The 16,079-nt window shown below is 68.7% G+C and carries 14 protein-coding genes; 8 read left to right on the forward strand and 6 right to left on the reverse strand.

Annotation, left to right across the window (positions count from 1 at the left end; all coding sequences use genetic code 11):
- Position 1 precedes the first annotated feature (1 nt).
- Both ACOTSS_RS18035 and ACOTSS_RS18040 read left to right on the forward strand, forming a co-directional pair.
- Entirely contained in the window at positions 2-724 is a 723-nt protein-coding gene (locus tag ACOTSS_RS18035; RefSeq protein ID WP_448689340.1) for an RNA polymerase sigma factor, read from the forward strand.
- Between the two features lie 133 nt (positions 725-857).
- A complete protein-coding gene (locus ACOTSS_RS18040) occupies positions 858-1,535 on the forward strand; it encodes an SRPBCC family protein (RefSeq protein ID WP_448689341.1) in 678 nt (225 codons plus the stop codon).
- Here the strand turns inward: ACOTSS_RS18040 and ACOTSS_RS18045 are convergent.
- Together ACOTSS_RS18045 and ACOTSS_RS18050 are read right to left on the reverse strand one after the other, a co-directional pair.
- The gene (locus ACOTSS_RS18045; RefSeq protein WP_448689342.1) at positions 1,532-2,056 is read right to left on the reverse strand and encodes a YceD family protein; all 525 of its coding nucleotides are present in this window, start codon (positions 2,054-2,056) and stop codon (positions 1,532-1,534) included. The two genes, ACOTSS_RS18040 and ACOTSS_RS18045, sit on opposite strands and share 4 nt — an antisense overlap.
- Positions 2,053-2,583: a ubiquinol-cytochrome C chaperone family protein gene (locus tag ACOTSS_RS18050; RefSeq protein WP_448689343.1), complete on the reverse strand. Its 531-nt coding sequence runs from the start codon at positions 2,581-2,583 to the stop codon at positions 2,053-2,055. Before ACOTSS_RS18050 ends, ACOTSS_RS18045 begins: the two co-directional genes overlap by 4 nt.
- Before the next feature lie 213 nt (positions 2,584-2,796).
- Here ACOTSS_RS18050 and ACOTSS_RS18055 point away from each other — a divergent pair, with 213 nt between their 5' ends.
- On the forward strand, positions 2,797-3,297 hold the full coding sequence (locus ACOTSS_RS18055) for an outer membrane protein assembly factor BamE (protein WP_095387841.1): 501 nt from the start codon (positions 2,797-2,799) through the stop codon (positions 3,295-3,297).
- Between the two features lie 183 nt (positions 3,298-3,480).
- On the opposite strand, the gene ACOTSS_RS18060 is transcribed toward ACOTSS_RS18055, so the two are convergent.
- Positions 3,481-5,745, reverse strand: coding sequence for an NADP-dependent malic enzyme (locus ACOTSS_RS18060; RefSeq protein WP_448689344.1), 2,265 nt, complete (start codon positions 5,743-5,745; stop codon positions 3,481-3,483).
- A gap of 297 nt (positions 5,746-6,042) precedes the next feature.
- Here ACOTSS_RS18060 and mutS point away from each other — a divergent pair, with 297 nt between their 5' ends.
- The 4 genes from mutS to ACOTSS_RS18080 all read left to right on the forward strand — a co-directional run bounded on the left by mutS (position 6,043) and on the right by ACOTSS_RS18080 (position 13,200).
- Positions 6,043-8,706, forward strand: a complete 2,664-nt coding sequence (mutS, locus tag ACOTSS_RS18065; protein WP_448689345.1) for a DNA mismatch repair protein MutS — start codon at positions 6,043-6,045, stop codon at positions 8,704-8,706.
- Complete coding sequence (locus tag ACOTSS_RS18070; RefSeq protein WP_448689346.1) at positions 8,703-11,462, forward strand: [protein-PII] uridylyltransferase; 2,760 nt, start codon at positions 8,703-8,705, stop codon at positions 11,460-11,462. The genes mutS and ACOTSS_RS18070 overlap by 4 nt, the downstream gene beginning before the upstream one ends.
- A 152-nt stretch (positions 11,463-11,614) precedes the next feature.
- Entirely contained in the window at positions 11,615-11,860 is a 246-nt protein-coding gene (locus ACOTSS_RS18075) for a hypothetical protein (protein WP_448689347.1), read from the forward strand.
- Positions 11,861-11,877: 17 nt separating this feature from the next.
- Positions 11,878-13,200: a L,D-transpeptidase family protein gene (locus ACOTSS_RS18080; protein ID WP_448689348.1), complete on the forward strand. Its 1,323-nt coding sequence runs from the start codon at positions 11,878-11,880 to the stop codon at positions 13,198-13,200.
- 316 nt (positions 13,201-13,516) lie between these two features.
- Here ACOTSS_RS18080 and ACOTSS_RS18085 read toward each other — a convergent pair whose 3' ends face one another.
- On the reverse strand, positions 13,517-14,002 hold the full coding sequence (locus tag ACOTSS_RS18085; RefSeq protein ID WP_448689349.1) for an Lrp/AsnC family transcriptional regulator: 486 nt from the start codon (positions 14,000-14,002) through the stop codon (positions 13,517-13,519).
- 135 nt (positions 14,003-14,137) lie between these two features.
- Between ACOTSS_RS18085 and ACOTSS_RS18090 the strand changes: the two genes are divergently transcribed.
- Entirely contained in the window at positions 14,138-14,293 is a 156-nt protein-coding gene (locus tag ACOTSS_RS18090; RefSeq protein ID WP_448689350.1) for a hypothetical protein, read from the forward strand.
- Between the two features lie 9 nt (positions 14,294-14,302).
- Here ACOTSS_RS18090 and ACOTSS_RS18095 read toward each other — a convergent pair whose 3' ends face one another.
- Positions 14,303-15,265, reverse strand: coding sequence for a patatin-like phospholipase family protein (locus ACOTSS_RS18095; protein WP_448689351.1), 963 nt, complete (start codon positions 15,263-15,265; stop codon positions 14,303-14,305).
- Positions 15,266-15,665: 400 nt separating this feature from the next.
- A complete protein-coding gene (locus tag ACOTSS_RS18100) occupies positions 15,666-16,028 on the reverse strand; it encodes a response regulator (protein WP_095387848.1) in 363 nt (120 codons plus the stop codon).
- Positions 16,029-16,079: the final 51 nt, after the last annotated feature.

Genomic DNA, 16,079 nt, shown 5'->3' on the forward strand with positions numbered 1-16,079 from the left:
GGTGCAGGTACGCCCCGACTCGTGCGGGCTTTCCGATCTCGAGCTCGCGGCGCGGATCGCCGCGCGCGATCGCGACGCGGTGCGGGTCGTGACCGAGCGCAACAACCAGCGTCTGTTCCGCGTTGCCTGGAGCGTTCTCAGGCAACGCGACGAGGCCGAGGATGTCGTCCAGAGCACCTATATGCGGGGCTTCGAATCGATCGGCAGCTTTGCCGGGCGATCGTCGCTGTCGACCTGGCTGACGCGGATCGCGATCAACGAGGCGCTGGGCCGGGTGCGGGCCAGGCAGCGCCGGCGCAAGCGACTCGATTCCACTTCGGTCGTTGACCTCGATGACTATCGCGACCGCCTGATGCGCGGATCGATGCTGGGCGGCAAACCCGATGCCGAACTGGCCCGGGGCCAGATTCGCACGATGCTGGAGGCGGCCATCGAGCAGCTTCCGCTCGAATTCCGCACGGCGTTCGTGCTCCGCGAGGTCGAAGGGCTGTCGGTGGACGAAACGGCGGCTCTGCTCGGCATTTCTCCGGTGACGGTGAAGACGCGCTGCCTGCGCGCGCGGCGGCGGCTGCAGCAGCTCCTCGCCCCCGAGCTTCGCTCGGCGCTCAGCGGCAGCTTTCCCTTTGCCGGGGCCGACTGTCATGCGCTGACCATGCGGGTCATGACGCACTGGTGCCCGGACGACCCCGGCCGCGAGTCGCCGGACCCCGACGCCGAGCGGTGAATTCTCGCGCACGATACCGCGCGGCTTGAAAAGCCTCCGCGCCGGTGCAAGGCTGCTCGGGATTCGGGGGCTTGCAGCTTGGGGGACGAATATGAAACGCAGGGGCTGTTTCGCCGGGGCATCGCTTGCGGCAATGCTGCTGGCACCGCCGGCGCAGGCAAAGGTCATCGACCAGAACGAGATCGGCTTCACCGTCGCGCACACCGCGCAGGTCGCCGCGACACCCGAGGATGTGTGGAAAATGCTCCGCACGCCCGAAAAATGGTGGTCGAAGGAGCATAGCTGGTCGGGCGACGCCGCCAATTTCTGGCTCGATTCGCAGGCCGGCGGCTGCTTCTGCGAAAAACTGCCCGGCGACGGCGGCGCGATGGGCAGCGTCCAGCATGCGCGGATTGTCTTCGCCAAGCCGGGCGAGATGATGCGCCTGTCGGGCGCTTTCGGCCCGCTGCAGGGTGAGGCGGTCACCGGAACGCTGACCATCCAGATCAAGAAGACCGGCGCCGGCGCCGCGATCCGCTTCGACTATGTCGTCGGCGGCTATATGCGCTTCAAGGTCGCCGACATCGCGCCCGGCGTCGACAAGGTGATCGGCGAACAGCTCCGCGGCCTCGCCGCGGCGCTCGGCGGCAACCTGCCGGTGGCGCGGGACGACAAGGCGGACAGCGAGCCGGCGGCCGATGAGACGCCGGCCGATGCGCCCGACGAAGCCAAGGAGCCCGCGAAGGACGAGCCCGGGCTCGACGATGCGATGGCCGATCTGCTCAAGGGCGATGCCGCGGCGGGCGGAGAGCCCGTGGAAAAACCCCGCTAGGCGTCTTTCCCGCGCAGCTTCGCGAGCGCCGCGAAGGGGCCCGCCTGCTCCTCGCTGAGTACGCCTTTCTCGGCGAGGATGCGGTCGGCGTCGGGGTGGCGCGGAAAGGGATCGAGCGCGAGCGACAGCGTCTGCACCGCCGCTTCGCCCAGGTCGATGCGGTCGCCGTCGAGCGGCAAGATGTCGCAATCCGCGCTGTCGATCTCGACCTCCTCGTCGGCGCTCGCGTCGGGCGCGGCGTCGCGCAGGAAGCGCAGGTCGAAATTTTCGGCGATCGTCGCCGGAACCGGCAGGTCGGTCGCGGCGCAGCGTTGCACCGCGTCGGCGGCGATGGTTCCCGTCGCCGCGATACCGCCCGCGACCGCGCGGATATCGGCGGTCAGCGCGAAGCGGTCGAGCGCGACAAGGTCCAGCCGCGCCGCGATCCGTGCGCGCGCCTCGGCATCGGCGTCGATCGCGATCCGCCGCCCCTGCGCCGCGTCGGCGAGCGTCACGATATAGGGGAATTCGGAAGAGCTCATACGCCGCGCCCGGGCAGCTGGTCGGCGGCGATCAGCACCTCGACCGGCATCGCCGCGAGCGTCGCGCGCAGCGCCGCGACCTCGGCCGCGACATGGTCGAGCGCAGCGTCCGCCGGTGCCTTGCCGCGCCACAGGTTGCGCACCAGCGCCGCGCGCAGCTCGTCCGACCCGTCGGCGGCGCGATAGGCGCCGAGCCGGCCGCCGAGCGCGCCGACCATCCGTCCGACCTGTTTTCCGACCACCATGTCGCCGAAACCGATCTGGCGCATCTGGCCGTCCATGTCGGACACGAAGAGCTCGGTAAGCTGGACCCCGGCGAGCGCCTCATCGGGGTCATCGTCGATGCGGTGGAGGACGAGCGCGAGCACGAGGCCGATCATGTCGAACCGCCCGTCGAGCGTGTCGGGAACCCCGCCCGCCTCATACCAGTGCGGCGCGCGCGCGGTGGCGACCACCGCGTTCCACAGCGGGCGGCGCGCCTCGCGCGGGTCGGGGCCGGGACGGAACAGCTTGCGGAGCGAAATCATGAAAGTCGCTTAGGCGCAATCGGGCGCGGCGAAAAGGGGGCGCGGCGCACCGCTCCGGTCAGCTTCCAGCAAGCTTTGTCCGCCCACAAGCGGCTTGTGCGCCCCGCCCGCTTGCGGTTAAGAGGCGCCAGACATGCGCAGCGACTGCTGCCGGCCGCCGGGGCGGGCGGCCAGGGTGAGGCCAGGCAGGGCCTGCGCGACGGAGAAGATCGAATGCCCAACGCCACGCCTGTTTTCGCCGCCCCGCGCCTGCGCCTGCTGACCGCCGGGCTGATCGTGGCGCTGGCCGCCAGCGGCTGCACCCAGCTTCGCGGCCGGCAGGGCTATGTCGTCGACCCGGTGTTGACCGCTGCGATCTCGCCGGGCGTCGACAACCGCGAATCGGTCGAAAAGACGCTCGGGCGCCCGACCTTCGTCGGCCAGTTCAGCGACAATGAATATTATTATGTGTCGCGCGAGACGCGCCAGCTCGCCTTCGCCAACCCGCGCCCGGTGTCGCAGCAGGTGCTGCGCGTCCGCTTCGACCCCGCGGGCAATGTCGTCGCGGTCGACAAGACCGGGCTCGAACTGGTGAGCAAGATCAGCCCCGAAGGCGACAAGACGCCGACGCTCGGCCGCCATCGCAGCTTCTTCGACGATATCTTCGGCAACATCGGCGCGGTCGGCGCCGGCGGCATGGGCGGCGGCGACAACGGCAGCAATACCGGGCCGTAACGGCCCGTCCTTGTGAAAACCGGGGCGGAGCCGCACGGAGTCGTCATCCCGGCGAAGGCCGGGATCTCGCCGGTGCGCTAGGCCGAGACGGTGAGATTCCGGCCTTCGCCGGGATGACGAGATAAGGGGCGGCCTATGCAAGGCCGAAAGCGGCCCCTGCCTTCGCAGGGGCGACGCCTTCCCTTACCCCGCGATTCCGCCCGCCGCGAGCACGGCGAGGGTCACCAGGTCCGACGCGGGCGAGGCCATCGTCGCGACCTGCACCGGCTTTTCCATGCCGACGAGCACCGGGCCGATCACTGCGCCGCTGCCCAGTTCGCGCAGCAGCTTCGCCGACAGGTTCGCCGATTGCAGCCCCGGCATCACCAGCACATTGGCCGGCCCCGACAGGCGGCAGAAGGGGTAGCTTTTCATCAGCTTTTCGTTGAGCGCGACGTCGGGCGCCATTTCGCCTTCATATTCGAACTCGGGTTGACGCTCGTCGAGGATGTGAACGGCGTCGCGGATATTGCCGAGCCACGATCCCGGCGGGTTGCCGAAGGTCGAATAGGACAGGAAGGCGACGCGCGGCTCGTGCCCCATGCGGCGCGCGACCTGCGCGGTGCGTTCGGCGATGTCGGCGAGCATCTCGGCCGACGGGCGCTCGTTCACGGTCGAATCGGCGATGAAGATCGTTTGCTGCTGCCCGACCCAGATATGCATGCCGAACGGCGTCTTGCCCTCGGCATGGTCGATCACGCGGCGGACCTCGCGCATCGTCTGCGCATAGGTGCGCGTGACCCCCGTGATCATCGCGTCGCCGAGCCCTAGCTTCAGCAGCAGCGAGCCGAAGATGTTGCGGTCGCGGTTGACCATGCGCTCGACGTCGCGGCGCAGATAGCCGCGGCGCTGCAGCCGTTCGTAGAGCATGTCGACCATCTGGGGCACGTGCGGCGAATTGACGCTGTTGTGCACCTCGAAGCTCTCGGCATCGGGGACCCCCATCGCGCGCAGCTTGTCGTGCAGCCCCTCGCGCCCCACGAGCACGGGAATGCCGTAGCCGCCGTCGCGGAACTGGATCGCGGCGCGCAGCACCACTTCCTCCTCGCCCTCGGCGAAGACGACGCGCTTCGGATTCTTGCGCGCCGCCTCATAGGCGAGCGTCAGCACCGAGGTCGTCGGGTTGAGTCGGCCGCGCAGGCGGGTGCGATACTCGTCCATGTCGGCGATCGGATGCTGCGCGACGCCGGTGTCCATCGCCGCCCTGGCGACCGCGGCGGGTACGATTTCCATCAGCCGCGGGTCGAAGGGCGACGGGATGATATACTCGGGACCGAAGCTCGACGCGCGTCCTCCGTAAGCGGCGGCGACCTCTTCGGGCACCTGCTGGCGCGCGAGGTCGGCGATCGCATAGGCGGCCGCGATCTTCATCTCCTCGTTGATCGCGGTCGCGCGCACGTCGAGCGCGCCCCGGAAGATGAAGGGGAAGCACAGCACATTGTTGACCTGGTTCGGATAGTCCGAACGCCCGGTCGCGATGATCGCGTCGGGCCGCGCGGCGCGCGCGTCGGGGGGCGAGATTTCGGGGTCGGGGTTCGCCATCGCGAAGATGATCGGCGCCGCCGCCATGTCCTTGACCATCTCGGGCTTCAGCGCACCCGCGGCCGACAGGCCGAGGAAGACGTCGGCGCCGACGAGTGCCTCGGTCAGGTCGCGCGCCTCGGTGGGCACCGCGTGCGCCGACTTCCACTGGTCCATGCCTTCGGTGCGGCCCTGGTAGATGGTGCCCTTGCGGTCGCACATGATGACATTCTCGTGCCGCACGCCCATCGCCTTGATGAGCGCGGTGCAGGCGATTGCCGCGGCCCCGGCGCCGTTGACGACGACCTTGATGTCCTTGAGGTCGCGCCCGGTCAGGTGACAGGCGTTGATCAGCCCCGCGGCGGTGATGATCGCGGTGCCATGCTGGTCGTCATGGAACACCGGGATGTTCATCTTTTCCTTCAGCGCCGCCTCGATGATGAAGCAGTTGGGGGCGGCTATATCCTCGAGGTTGATGCCGCCGAAGCTCGGCTCGAGCAGTTCGACCGCGTCGATGAACGCCTGCGGATCCTCAGTCTTCACCTCGAGGTCGATCGAATCGACGTCGGCGAAGCGTTTGAAGAGGACGGCCTTGCCTTCCATCACCGGCTTCGAGGCGAGCGCGCCGAGGTTGCCGAGCCCCAGGATAGCGGTGCCGTTCGAGATCACCGCGACCAGATTGCCCTTGGCGGTATAGTCATAGGCTTTCGCGGGGTCTTCGGCGATCGCGAGCACCGGCACCGCGACGCCGGGCGAATAGGCGAGGGAAAGGTCGCGCTGGGTCGCCATCGGCTTCGACGCGACGATCTCGATTTTTCCGGGGCGTCCGTAACTGTGATAAAGCAGGGCCTCGCGGTCCGAAAACTGCACCTTGCTGCCGCTGTCCATTCGCTATCCTCTCAAAATCCAAACAAGATGCGCGCCCGAATATTTCCCCTAGCGCCGCCTTGCGAAAATGTAACCGGCAATATTGGGGACGGGCGCCCGTGAAGTATCCGACCGAAACATGCCCTCTCCTTCATCGTCACCCCGGACTTGATCCGGGGTCCATTCACGCCAGCGTCGGAGGAATGGATTTCGGATCAAGTCCGGGATGACGAAAAGAGGACGTCCGCTTCCCGCCTCAAACCCGACATTCGCTCGCCCCACCTTGCCATGCCGCCCCCAATCACTAAGCAGGGGCGGATGCCCGCCACCGCCCCCAGACCCGCGAACAGCAACGCCGCGCCCGCGTCCGCGACGCCGATGATGGCGCAATATTGGTCGCTCAAGGAGCGCGCGGGCGATTGCCTGCTTTTCTATCGCATGGGCGATTTTTTCGAGCTGTTCTTCGACGATGCCAAGGCGGCGGCGGCGACGCTCGACATCGCGCTGACGTCGCGCGGCGAGCATGGCGGCGAGCCGGTGCCGATGTGCGGGGTGCCCGTCCATGCGGCCGAATCCTATCTCGCGCGGCTGATCAAGGCAGGGCACCGCGTCGCGATCGCCGAGCAGGTCGAGACCCCGGCCGAGGCGAAGGCGCGCGGCGGGTCGAAGGCGCTCGTCGCGCGCGATATCGTGCGCTTCGTCACCGCGGGGACGCTGACCGAGGAGGCGCTGCTCGAAGGGCGGAGCGCCAACCGGCTCGCGGCGCTCGCGACGGTGGGCAGCGAGAATGAGGTCGCGATCGCCGCCGCCGACATTTCGACCGGCCGCTTCGAGGTCGTCGCGGTGCGCCCCGAGCAGGTCGATGCCGAGCTGGCGCGGCTCGCGCCCTCCGAACTGCTGGTCAGCGAGGCGGCGGACGATCTTCCCGCCTGGACCGCGCGGCAGGTGGTGCGGCGCCCGCAGGGCGATTTTTCGAGCGGCGCCGGGCAGAAAAGGCTCGAAACGCTGTTCGGCGTGCGGACGCTCGACGGCTTTGGCGCCTTCACGCGCGGCGAGGTCGCGGCGATGGGGGCGGTCGCCGCCTATCTCGACCATGTCGGCACCGGCGGCGCGGTTTTCCTGCAGCCGCCGCTGCGCGTGTCGGCGTCGGGGCGGATGGCGATCGACGCCGCGACGCGCGAAAGCCTCGAACTCGTCCGCACCATGGCTGGGACGCGCGATGGCAGTCTCCTCGCCACGATCGACCGCACGGTCACCGCGGCGGGCGCGCGGCTCCTCGCCGACGATCTCGCTAGCCCGCTCACCGACAAGGCGGCGATCCTCGACCGGCTCGATCTCGTCGACGCGCTCGCGCGCGATGCGCTGTGGCGCGGCGAGCTCCGGAGCGAATTGCGCGCGCTGCCCGATGCGGGCCGCGCGCTCGGGCGCCTCGTCGCCGGACGCGGGGGTCCGCGCGACCTCGCGCAGCTCCGCGACGCGCTCGGCGGCGCACGGCTGCTGCGCGAGCGGCTCGCGTGCCGCGCCGACCTGCCGCCGCTGCTCGCGCGGCTGCTGCCGGGGCTCGACGGTCATGGCGCGCTCGTTGACGAACTCACGCGCGCGCTGATCGAAACCCCGCCGGTCGACGCGGCGCAGGGCGGCTATATCGCCGAAAGCTACGATGCCGCGCTCGACGCGCTGCGCGAAACCGCGCGCGACGGGCGCAAGGCGATCGCGGCGCTCGAGGCGCAATATCGCGACCGCACCGGCATCGCTTCGCTCAAGATCCGTCACAATGGCGTACTCGGCTATCATGTCGAAGTGCCCGCGCGCCATGCCGACGCGCTGATGGCGCCCGAATCGGGCTTCACTCACCGCCAGACGCTCGCTGGCGTCGTGCGCTTCAATTCGTCCGACCTCCACGAAGCCGCGAGCCGGGTGACGCAGGCGGGGGTCCACGCGCTCGCGGCCGAAGCGGCGCATCTCGAAACGCTGACCGACCAGGCCGTCGCGCGGCGCGAGGCGATTGCCGCATCGTGCGATGTCCTCGCGCGGATCGATGTCGCCGCCGCGCTCGCCGACCATGCGATGAGCCACGATTGGTGCCGCCCCGACCTTGCCGACGAGCCGTGCCTCGACGTGACCGGCGGCCGGCATCCGGTGGTCGAGGCGGCGCTGGCGAAGAGCGGCGAACGCTTCGTGCCCAACGACGTCGCGCTGTCGGAGGACGACCGGCTGTGGCTCGTCACGGGCCCGAACATGGGCGGCAAGTCGACCTTCCTGCGCCAAAACGCGCTGATCGTCGTGCTCGCGCAGGCGGGCGCGTTCGTCCCCGCCGCCGCGGCGAAGCTCGGGCTCGTCGACCGCCTGTTCAGCCGCGTCGGCGCGAGCGACAATCTCGCGCGCGGCCGCTCGACCTTCATGGTCGAAATGATCGAAACCGCGGCGATCCTCGCGCAGGCGACGCCGCAAAGCTTCGTGATCCTCGACGAGGTCGGGCGCGGCACTTCGACCTACGACGGGCTCGCGCTCGCCTGGTCGGTGGTCGAGGCGGTCCATGAAGTGAACCAGTGCCGCTGCCTGTTCGCGACCCATTATCACGAGTTGACCCGGCTCGCCGAAACGCTGAGCGCGCTCTCGCTGCACCATGTCCGCGCGCGCGAATGGCAGGGCGACCTCGTGTTGCTCCACGAGGTCGCCGAGGGACCCGCCGACCGCAGCTATGGCCTCGCGGTCGCGCGGCTTGCCGGCGTGCCCGCCGGTGTCGTCAAGCGCGCCGAGGCGGTGCTCGCGAAGCTCGAGGCGGGGCGCGAGGCGACCGGCGGGCTCGCCGCGGGGCTCGACGACCTGCCGCTCTTCGCGGCGACGCTCGCCGCCGCGCCCGAGGCGGCGAAGGACGCGCTGCGCGAGGCGCTCGCGACCATCGAGCCCGACGCGCTCGCCCCGCGCGAGGCGCTCGACGCGCTCTACCGGCTCAAGCAGATCGTGGCGGGCGAACCATGAGCGACCTCTTCGACCATCTCGACCATCGCCGCGCGATCATCGACCGCCGCGCCTTGTCGGGGCGGCTCGACGAGATCGCGGCGGAGACGAGCGACACCGGCCAGCGGCGCCGCGCGATGGTCGCGCTGCTCAGGGAGGCGCTCGAGGCGGGGCGCGCCGAGATCGAGCACCGCCTGCTCGACCATCCCTCGGCGGGACGGATCGCGGCCAATGCCACCGCCTTTCTGATCGACCAGATCGTCCGCCTCAGCCATGATTTCACCACCCACCATCTCTATCCCGCCGGCAACCGCTCGGCGGGCGAGCGGATCACGGTGATCGCGGTCGGGGGCTACGGCCGCGGCGAGATGGCGCCGCACAGCGACGTCGATATCGGCTTTCTGACCCCGTTCAAGCAGACGAGCTGGACCGAGCAGGTGATCGAGGCGCAGCTCTATACGCTGTGGGACCTGGGGCTGAAGGTCGGCCATTCGTCGCGCTCGGTCGACGAGATGATCCGCGCCGCGAAGGACGACCTGACAATCCGCACCGCGCTGGTCGAGGCGCGTTTCATCTGGGGCGACCGCGAGCTTTACAATCAGGCCGCGGCGCGCTTCGATGCCGAGGTCGTCGCCGGCAATGCGCGTGCGTTCGTGGCTGAAAAGCTTGCCGAGCGCGACGAGCGGCACAAAAGGATGGGCGATTCGCGCTATGTCGTCGAACCCAATGTGAAGGAGGGCAAGGGCGGGCTTCGCGACCTCCACACGCTGTTCTGGATCGGCAAGTTCATCCACCGCGTCCGCACCGTCCCCGAACTCGTCGACGCGGGGCTGCTCACCGCGCGCGAGCTGCGGCAATTCTCTCGCGCGGAGAATTTCCTCCTCGCCGTGCGCTGCCATCTCCATATCCTCGCCGGGCGCGCCGAGGACCGGCTGACCTTCGACTTCCAGCGCGAGATCGCGCACCGCATGCAGTTCGCCGAGCGCCCGGGGAAGAGCGCGGTCGAGCGCTTCATGCAGCTCTATTTCCTCCACGCGAAAAGCGTCGGCGACGTGACCGGGACCTTTCTCGCGCATCTCGACGACCAGCTCGCGGCACGCGGACGGCGCTTCCTGCCGACGATCCGCCGGCGCCCGGGCAAGCTCGGCGGCTTCGTGCTCGACCGCGGCCGCCTCGCCCTGCCTTCCGACGATTTCTTCCAGAAGGACCCTGTGCGCCTGCTCGAAATCTTCGCGCTCGCCGACCGCTACGGCCTCGAAATCCATCCGCAGGCGATGCGCCAGGCGCGGCACGACGCGAAGCTGATCGACGCGCGCGGAGTGCGCCGCGTCGCCCGCGCGAACGAACTGTTCCTCGACGTGCTGACCTCCCCGCGCGACCCCGAAACGGTGCTGCGCTGGATGAACGAGGCGGGGGTGTTCGGCCGCTTCGTGCCCGATTTCGGCCGCGTCGTCGCGCAGATGCAGTTCGACATGTACCATCATTATACGGTCGACGAGCATACGATCCGCGCGATCGGGCTGCTCGCCGACATCGAGCAGGACCGACTGAAGGACGACCACCCGCTGTCGACCGCGATCATGGGGCAGTTGCAGTCGCGGCGCGTCATCTACGCCGCGGTCCTGCTCCACGACATCGCCAAGGGGCGCGGCGGCGACCATAGCGTGCTCGGCGCCGAACTCGCGCTGCGGGTCTGCCCGCGCCTCGGCCTGTCCGAGGCGGAGACCGAGACGGTTTCGTGGCTGGTGCGCCATCATCTTTTGATGTCGGCGACCGCGTTCAAACGCGACCTCGCCGATTTCAAGACGATCCTCGACTTCGCGCAGGTCGTGCAGAGCCCCGAGCGCCTGCGCCTGCTGCTCGTCCTCACCGTGGTCGACATCCGCGCGGTCGGCCCGGGCGTGTGGAACAGCTGGAAGCGCCAATTGCTCACCGAGCTGTTCGACGCCGCCGAGGAGGTGCTGCGCCTCGGCCACAAGCAGCGCGGGCGCGAGGTGCGGATCGCGAGCAAGAAGGAGGAAGCGCAGGCGCTGCTCCGGCTCGGCGACAAGGACTTCGCGAAGCTCGCGAAGCGGCTGCCCGAAAGCTACTGGATCGCCGAGCCGGTCGAGGTGATCGCCGCCAATCTGATCCACATCCAGAAGGCGGGCGACGCGCCGCTGCATATCGCCGCCGTCCCCGACGACGATCGCGGCGCGACGCTGGTGATGGTGCTCGCCGCCGACCATCCGGGGCTCTTCTATCGCATCGCGGGCGGTATCCACCTTGCCGGTGGCAACATCATCGACGCGCGCATCCACACGACGCGCGACGGGCTCGCGCTCGACAATTTCCTCGTCCAGGACCCGCTCGGCCGCCCCTTTGCCGAGGCCGGGCAGATCGTCCGCCTGACCCGCGCGATCGAGGATGCGCTCGCCAACCGGCAGAAACTGCTGCCGAAGCTCGAGGCGCGCGCCCTCCCCCGCACCCGCGCCGAGGCCTTCCGCATCGCGCCCAATGTCTTCGTCGACAACAAGGCGTCGAACCGCTTCACGGTGATCGAGGTCAATGCGCAGGACCGCCCGGCGCTGCTCAACCAGCTCGCCTATGCGCTGTTCCAGTCGAAGGTGACGGTGCATTCGGCGCATGTCGCCACCTATGGCGAGCGCGCCGTCGATACCTTCTACGTCACCGACCTGATCGGCGACAAGATCGACAGCGCCGCGCGCGTGAAGGGGCTCGAAAAGCGCATGCTCGAAGCCGCGGCGAGCCGCAGCGAGGAGGCGGTGGCGGCGTAGGAAATTTCCTGCTCCGTCCCTTCGTTCCTCCGGTCATCCCCGAAAAGCCACTTCCCGCCGCTATCCACTACGCCGGTGGAAACGGGCGGCCGCTTCCGCGGGTTTCGCTCTGGCCCGTCTTTTGCACGGGTCATAAGCCAAGGGAGTGATCGATGCGTTTCCAACCTCTCATGCTTGCAGGCGCGACCGCGCTGCTGCTCGCAGCCTGCTCGAACCAGGAAGAAGTCGCCGCTGCTCCGCCGCCGCCGCCCGGCGCGGTTCCCGGCAGCGTTGCCGCCGATCGTGACGGTGACGGCATCATCGACGGCTATTACACCGCAGACGGCATCTATCATCCGAACGCGCCGATGGCGCCGCCTCCGCCCCCGCCGCCGACCCAGGTCGGAGAGAGGGGCTGAGCCCCCACGTCACGGGGATGCGGCGCCGCTGCATCCCCCTTTTCCTGATCCTCGCCGCCGCAGCGCCGGGCCTTGCCCTCCCCGCTCCGGCCCTCGCCGCCGACCGATCCCCTGCATCGCGCACCACCGTCCCCATCGACGACGCGGTCGCGCTGCTCTTGCGCGACGAAGCGGACGGCGACCTCAAGCGCTTCTATGCCGCGCGCGGCTATCGTCCGCTGTGGGTGCGCGCGGGCCAGATCGGCGCGCCGGCGCAGAGCCTGCTCGGCTGGCTCGATTCGGCGCGGCTCGACGGGCTCAGGCCCGCGTCCTACGAACCCGACCGGCTGCGCGCGCGGCTCGCGGCGGCGAGGGGCGGCGACGCGGCGGCGCTGGCGCGCGCCGAACTCGACCTGTCGAAGGCCTTCGCCGCCTATGTCCGCGACCAGCGCCGCGCGCGCGACGTCGGCATGATCTGGGCCGACAAGGCGCTGAAGCCCAAGCGCCCCGACGCCGAAGCGGTGCTTCGCGCCGCCGCCTTTCCCAAGGATTTCGGCGCCTATATGAAGGGCATGGCGTGGATGAGCGACCATTATCTCCGCCTCCGCCGCCTAGTCGGCCAGGCGCGCGAATCGGGTGCGTCGAAGGCGGCGCTCGACCGGCTCGCGCTCAACCTCGACCGCGCGCGCATCCTCCCGGGCCCCTGGACGCACCATATCGTCGTCGATGCTTCGTCGGGGCAGCTCTATTATTATGGCGGCGGCCGGCGCGAAGGCTCGATGCGCGTCGTCGTCGGCGCGCGCGAGACCCAGACGCCGATGCTCGCGGGCAATATCCAGTGGGCGATCCTCAACCCCTATTGGAACGTCCCCGACTATCTCGCCGAACGCAGCATCGCGCCCAAGATACTCGCCGGGCGCAGCCTCAAGTCGCTCCATATGGAGGCGCTGTCCGACTGGGGGCCGAACCCGCGCAAGCTCGATCCCGCGGAAATCGACTGGCAGGCGGTGGCGGCGGGGAAGCAATTGCTGCGCCTGCGCGAGCTGCCGGGCAGCCATAATTCGATGGGCAAGGTCAAATTCCTCTTCCCCAACAAGGAAGGCATCTACCTCCACGACACCCCCGACCGCGCGCTGCTCAAGAAGGACGACCGCCATTTCAGCAACGGCTGCATCCGCCTCGAGAAAGCGTCCGAACTCGGCCGCTGGCTGTTCCAGCGCCCGCTGCGTGCGAAGAGCGGCGCGCCCGAACAGGCGGTCCCCCTGCCCGCCGAAGTGCCGGTCTACCTCACCTATTTCACCGCCGTCGCGGTGAAGGGCGGGGTGGCGTTCCGTGACGACGTCTATGGGCGCGACGGGTAGAGGGCAGCTCCGCCTTGGGTTGGGGAACGCGCGCTGCCTGTTTCCCTCCGTCATCCCGGACTTGATCCGGGATCCCGCTTTTTGAAGGATCGTCTGGTCCCGGTATCAAGCGGGACCCCGGATCAAGTCCGGGGAGACGGCATGGAGGGGATCGTTGCTCCCGCGCCCCTAGAGCGCCGTGCGTTAAATCAGCATCACCGCAATTCCGTTCGTGTCGAGCGAAGTCGAGACACCCATCGGCCTTGCGCCACGACGATGGGTGTCTCGACTTCGCTCGACACGAACGGACGGTAGGTCAGATTAAAGGCTCGCCGCTCTAACGGTCGCGCAGCGGGCGGCGCGCGACGTCGTTCTCGATGATGTTGCGGATCGCGATCAGCGTCGTGAACGAATGGATACCCTTGTCCTCGCCCAGCGCGCGGCGGGTGAAGGCGTCATATTCCTCCATCGTGGCGACCTGGACCCGCAGCAGGAAATCATCCTCGCCGGTGACGTCCCACGCGCCGGTCACCTCGGGATGATGCACGATCGCGCGCGCGAAGCCGTCCATCGCCTGCGGGCCCGCCTGCTGCATCTGGACGAGGACGTGCATGGTCAGCGCCGAGCCGGTGAGCACCGGGTTCACCACCGCGATGTCGGCGACGATGACCTTCTCCTCGCGCAGCCGTCGCAGCCGTCGCAGCACCGCCGATACCGAGAGCCCGACCTTCTCCGCCAGCACCCGCGCGGGCTGAAGATTATCCTCGCGCACCAGCTCGAGCAGGCGGCGATCGAAACGGTCGAGATCGATTATTTTTCGCATGAAATGCTTTATAATGCGAAAATTGGTCGTTCACACGATGAATTTAGGCGCCAATCGCCGTCACCCTCGGCGTAGAAGCACGGTGTCCGGGCCGTCCCTCTCCCATCCTGCGGCCCGGACGGCAGGAGACAGACAATGACCCATCGCCCCGCAAACTGGTTCAGCCGCGCCTGGACCACCGTTACCGAAAGCTCGGCCGCGGCGGTCGCCATCCACTATGCCGCGCCGTGGAATCCGCCCGCTGCTTCGCCGCGTCGCATCGAGTCGCGCCGCGGCGCGTGTGCGGTCTGATCGCGACATTCAACTGAGCAGCGGTTCGAGCGCGTCCCATTCATGCTCGACCGCGCGGCGTCCCGCGTCGATCGCGGCGCGGATCTTCGCGGGGTCGAATTCCAGCGTTTCCGAATATTCCTCCTCGGGCTCGATGATCCGGATCGGCGCGAAGCGATAGCGCGCGATCTGGACGTCGAGCGGCCGCAGGATGCGCGCGGCCTGCGCGCCGCCGATGCCTTCGGTCTGGAGCGCGCGGAGCTGCGCCTCGCGCGCCGCGATCAGATCGTTGATCAGCGCGGCGCCGGCGAGGTCGTTGGCCGAAACCTCGGATTGCAGGATGTCCACCGCGCGCAGTCCGATCTTGATCAGATTGCCGTAGGTGCGGACCCGTCCCGGCTGCGGCGCGGGCGAGGCGCGCACCGCGATCACGCCGCGCGGGTTCATCTCCAGCGCGGCGCTCAGCGGCGTGACGTCGCGCACCCCGCCGTCGACCCATTGCTCCTCGGTCCCGTCGCGCGCGCGGGTCTTCAGGGGATCGAAGAACAGCGGCATCGCGCAGCTCGCATAGACCCAATTGTGGATGCCGGGCACGCTCTCGTCGATGCTGCGATAGGTGCCGGTGCCGAGGTTGACGACGCCGAGCAGCAGCTTGCGCCCGCTCGCCGCGAGCTTCTCCTCGTCGGCGAAGCCCTTGAGCAGGCGCTTCAAGGGTGCGGCGTCGTAGATCGCATCCTCGCCGAGGATACCGCCGACGACCCCGAGCGGCCGCTCCCTGTAGATCGAACCATTGCCCTTGATGCCGAGCCACGCGTCGAGCAGCCCGGGCACATCGTCCTGCGCGACCCCCAATGCCTGGATCGCGCCGGTCGAGACCCCGGCGACGATGTCGATGCGGACGCCGCGGTTGACGACGAGTTCGTGGACGACCCCGACCTGGAACGCGCCCTTGGCGCCGCCGCCGCTCAGCACGATCGCGAGACCGCCCGCCATGCCTGCTCTCCTTCGGAAAGGCCGGCAGTTTACAGCATGTCCGGGCGGGTGCGAAGAGGTAGGTGCTCTTACCGGCGCTGCGTCCGCTTTGGGGTGGGGAGGGGACGATCCTCCCCCAACGGGGGAGGGGGACCATGCGAAGCATGGTGGAGGGGCACGCGAGATGTTTCCTGCCCTCTATCCGTAGCGCGACTCCGCCCGTGCCCCTCCACCACCTTCGGTGGTCCCCCTCCCCGTGCCGGGGAGGATCGACAACTTCCGGTCGGTTTTAGATATTCGTCATCCCGGACTTGATCCGGGATCCAGCTGCACCGTCGTCATGGATCCCGGATCAAGTCCGGGATGACGAAAGAGGAGAAGCGACCGGGTGCGGTCGACATCGCCCTTCCCAGCCGCTCCTTCAGGCAAACACCCCCACGCTCTCGATGAACTTGATCACCGAAATCGGCTTCGAGACATAGGCCTCGGCGCCCGCGGCGCGGATCTGTTCCTCGTCGCCCTTCCCCGCATAGGCGGTGACCGCCATGATCGGCACGGGTTTCAACGCCGGATCGGCCTTCATCTGGCCGATCAGCTCGAGCCCGCTGACGTGCGGCAGCTGGATGTCCATGATGATGAGGTCGGGTGACACCTCGCGTGCCTTCGCCAGCGCGTCGCGGCCATCGCGCACCGGGTGCGCGCTGTAGCCATGGGCATTCAGAAGGTCGCAGAACAGGCGGAGGTTGAGTTCGTTGTCCTCGACCACCAATATGGTCTTGCCCATGATTCTGGCTTTCCCCGCTTGCGTCCGCGGCCCGTTTAGGCGAATCGGCCG

This window comes from Sphingopyxis sp. NJF-3, from assembly GCF_053514865.1.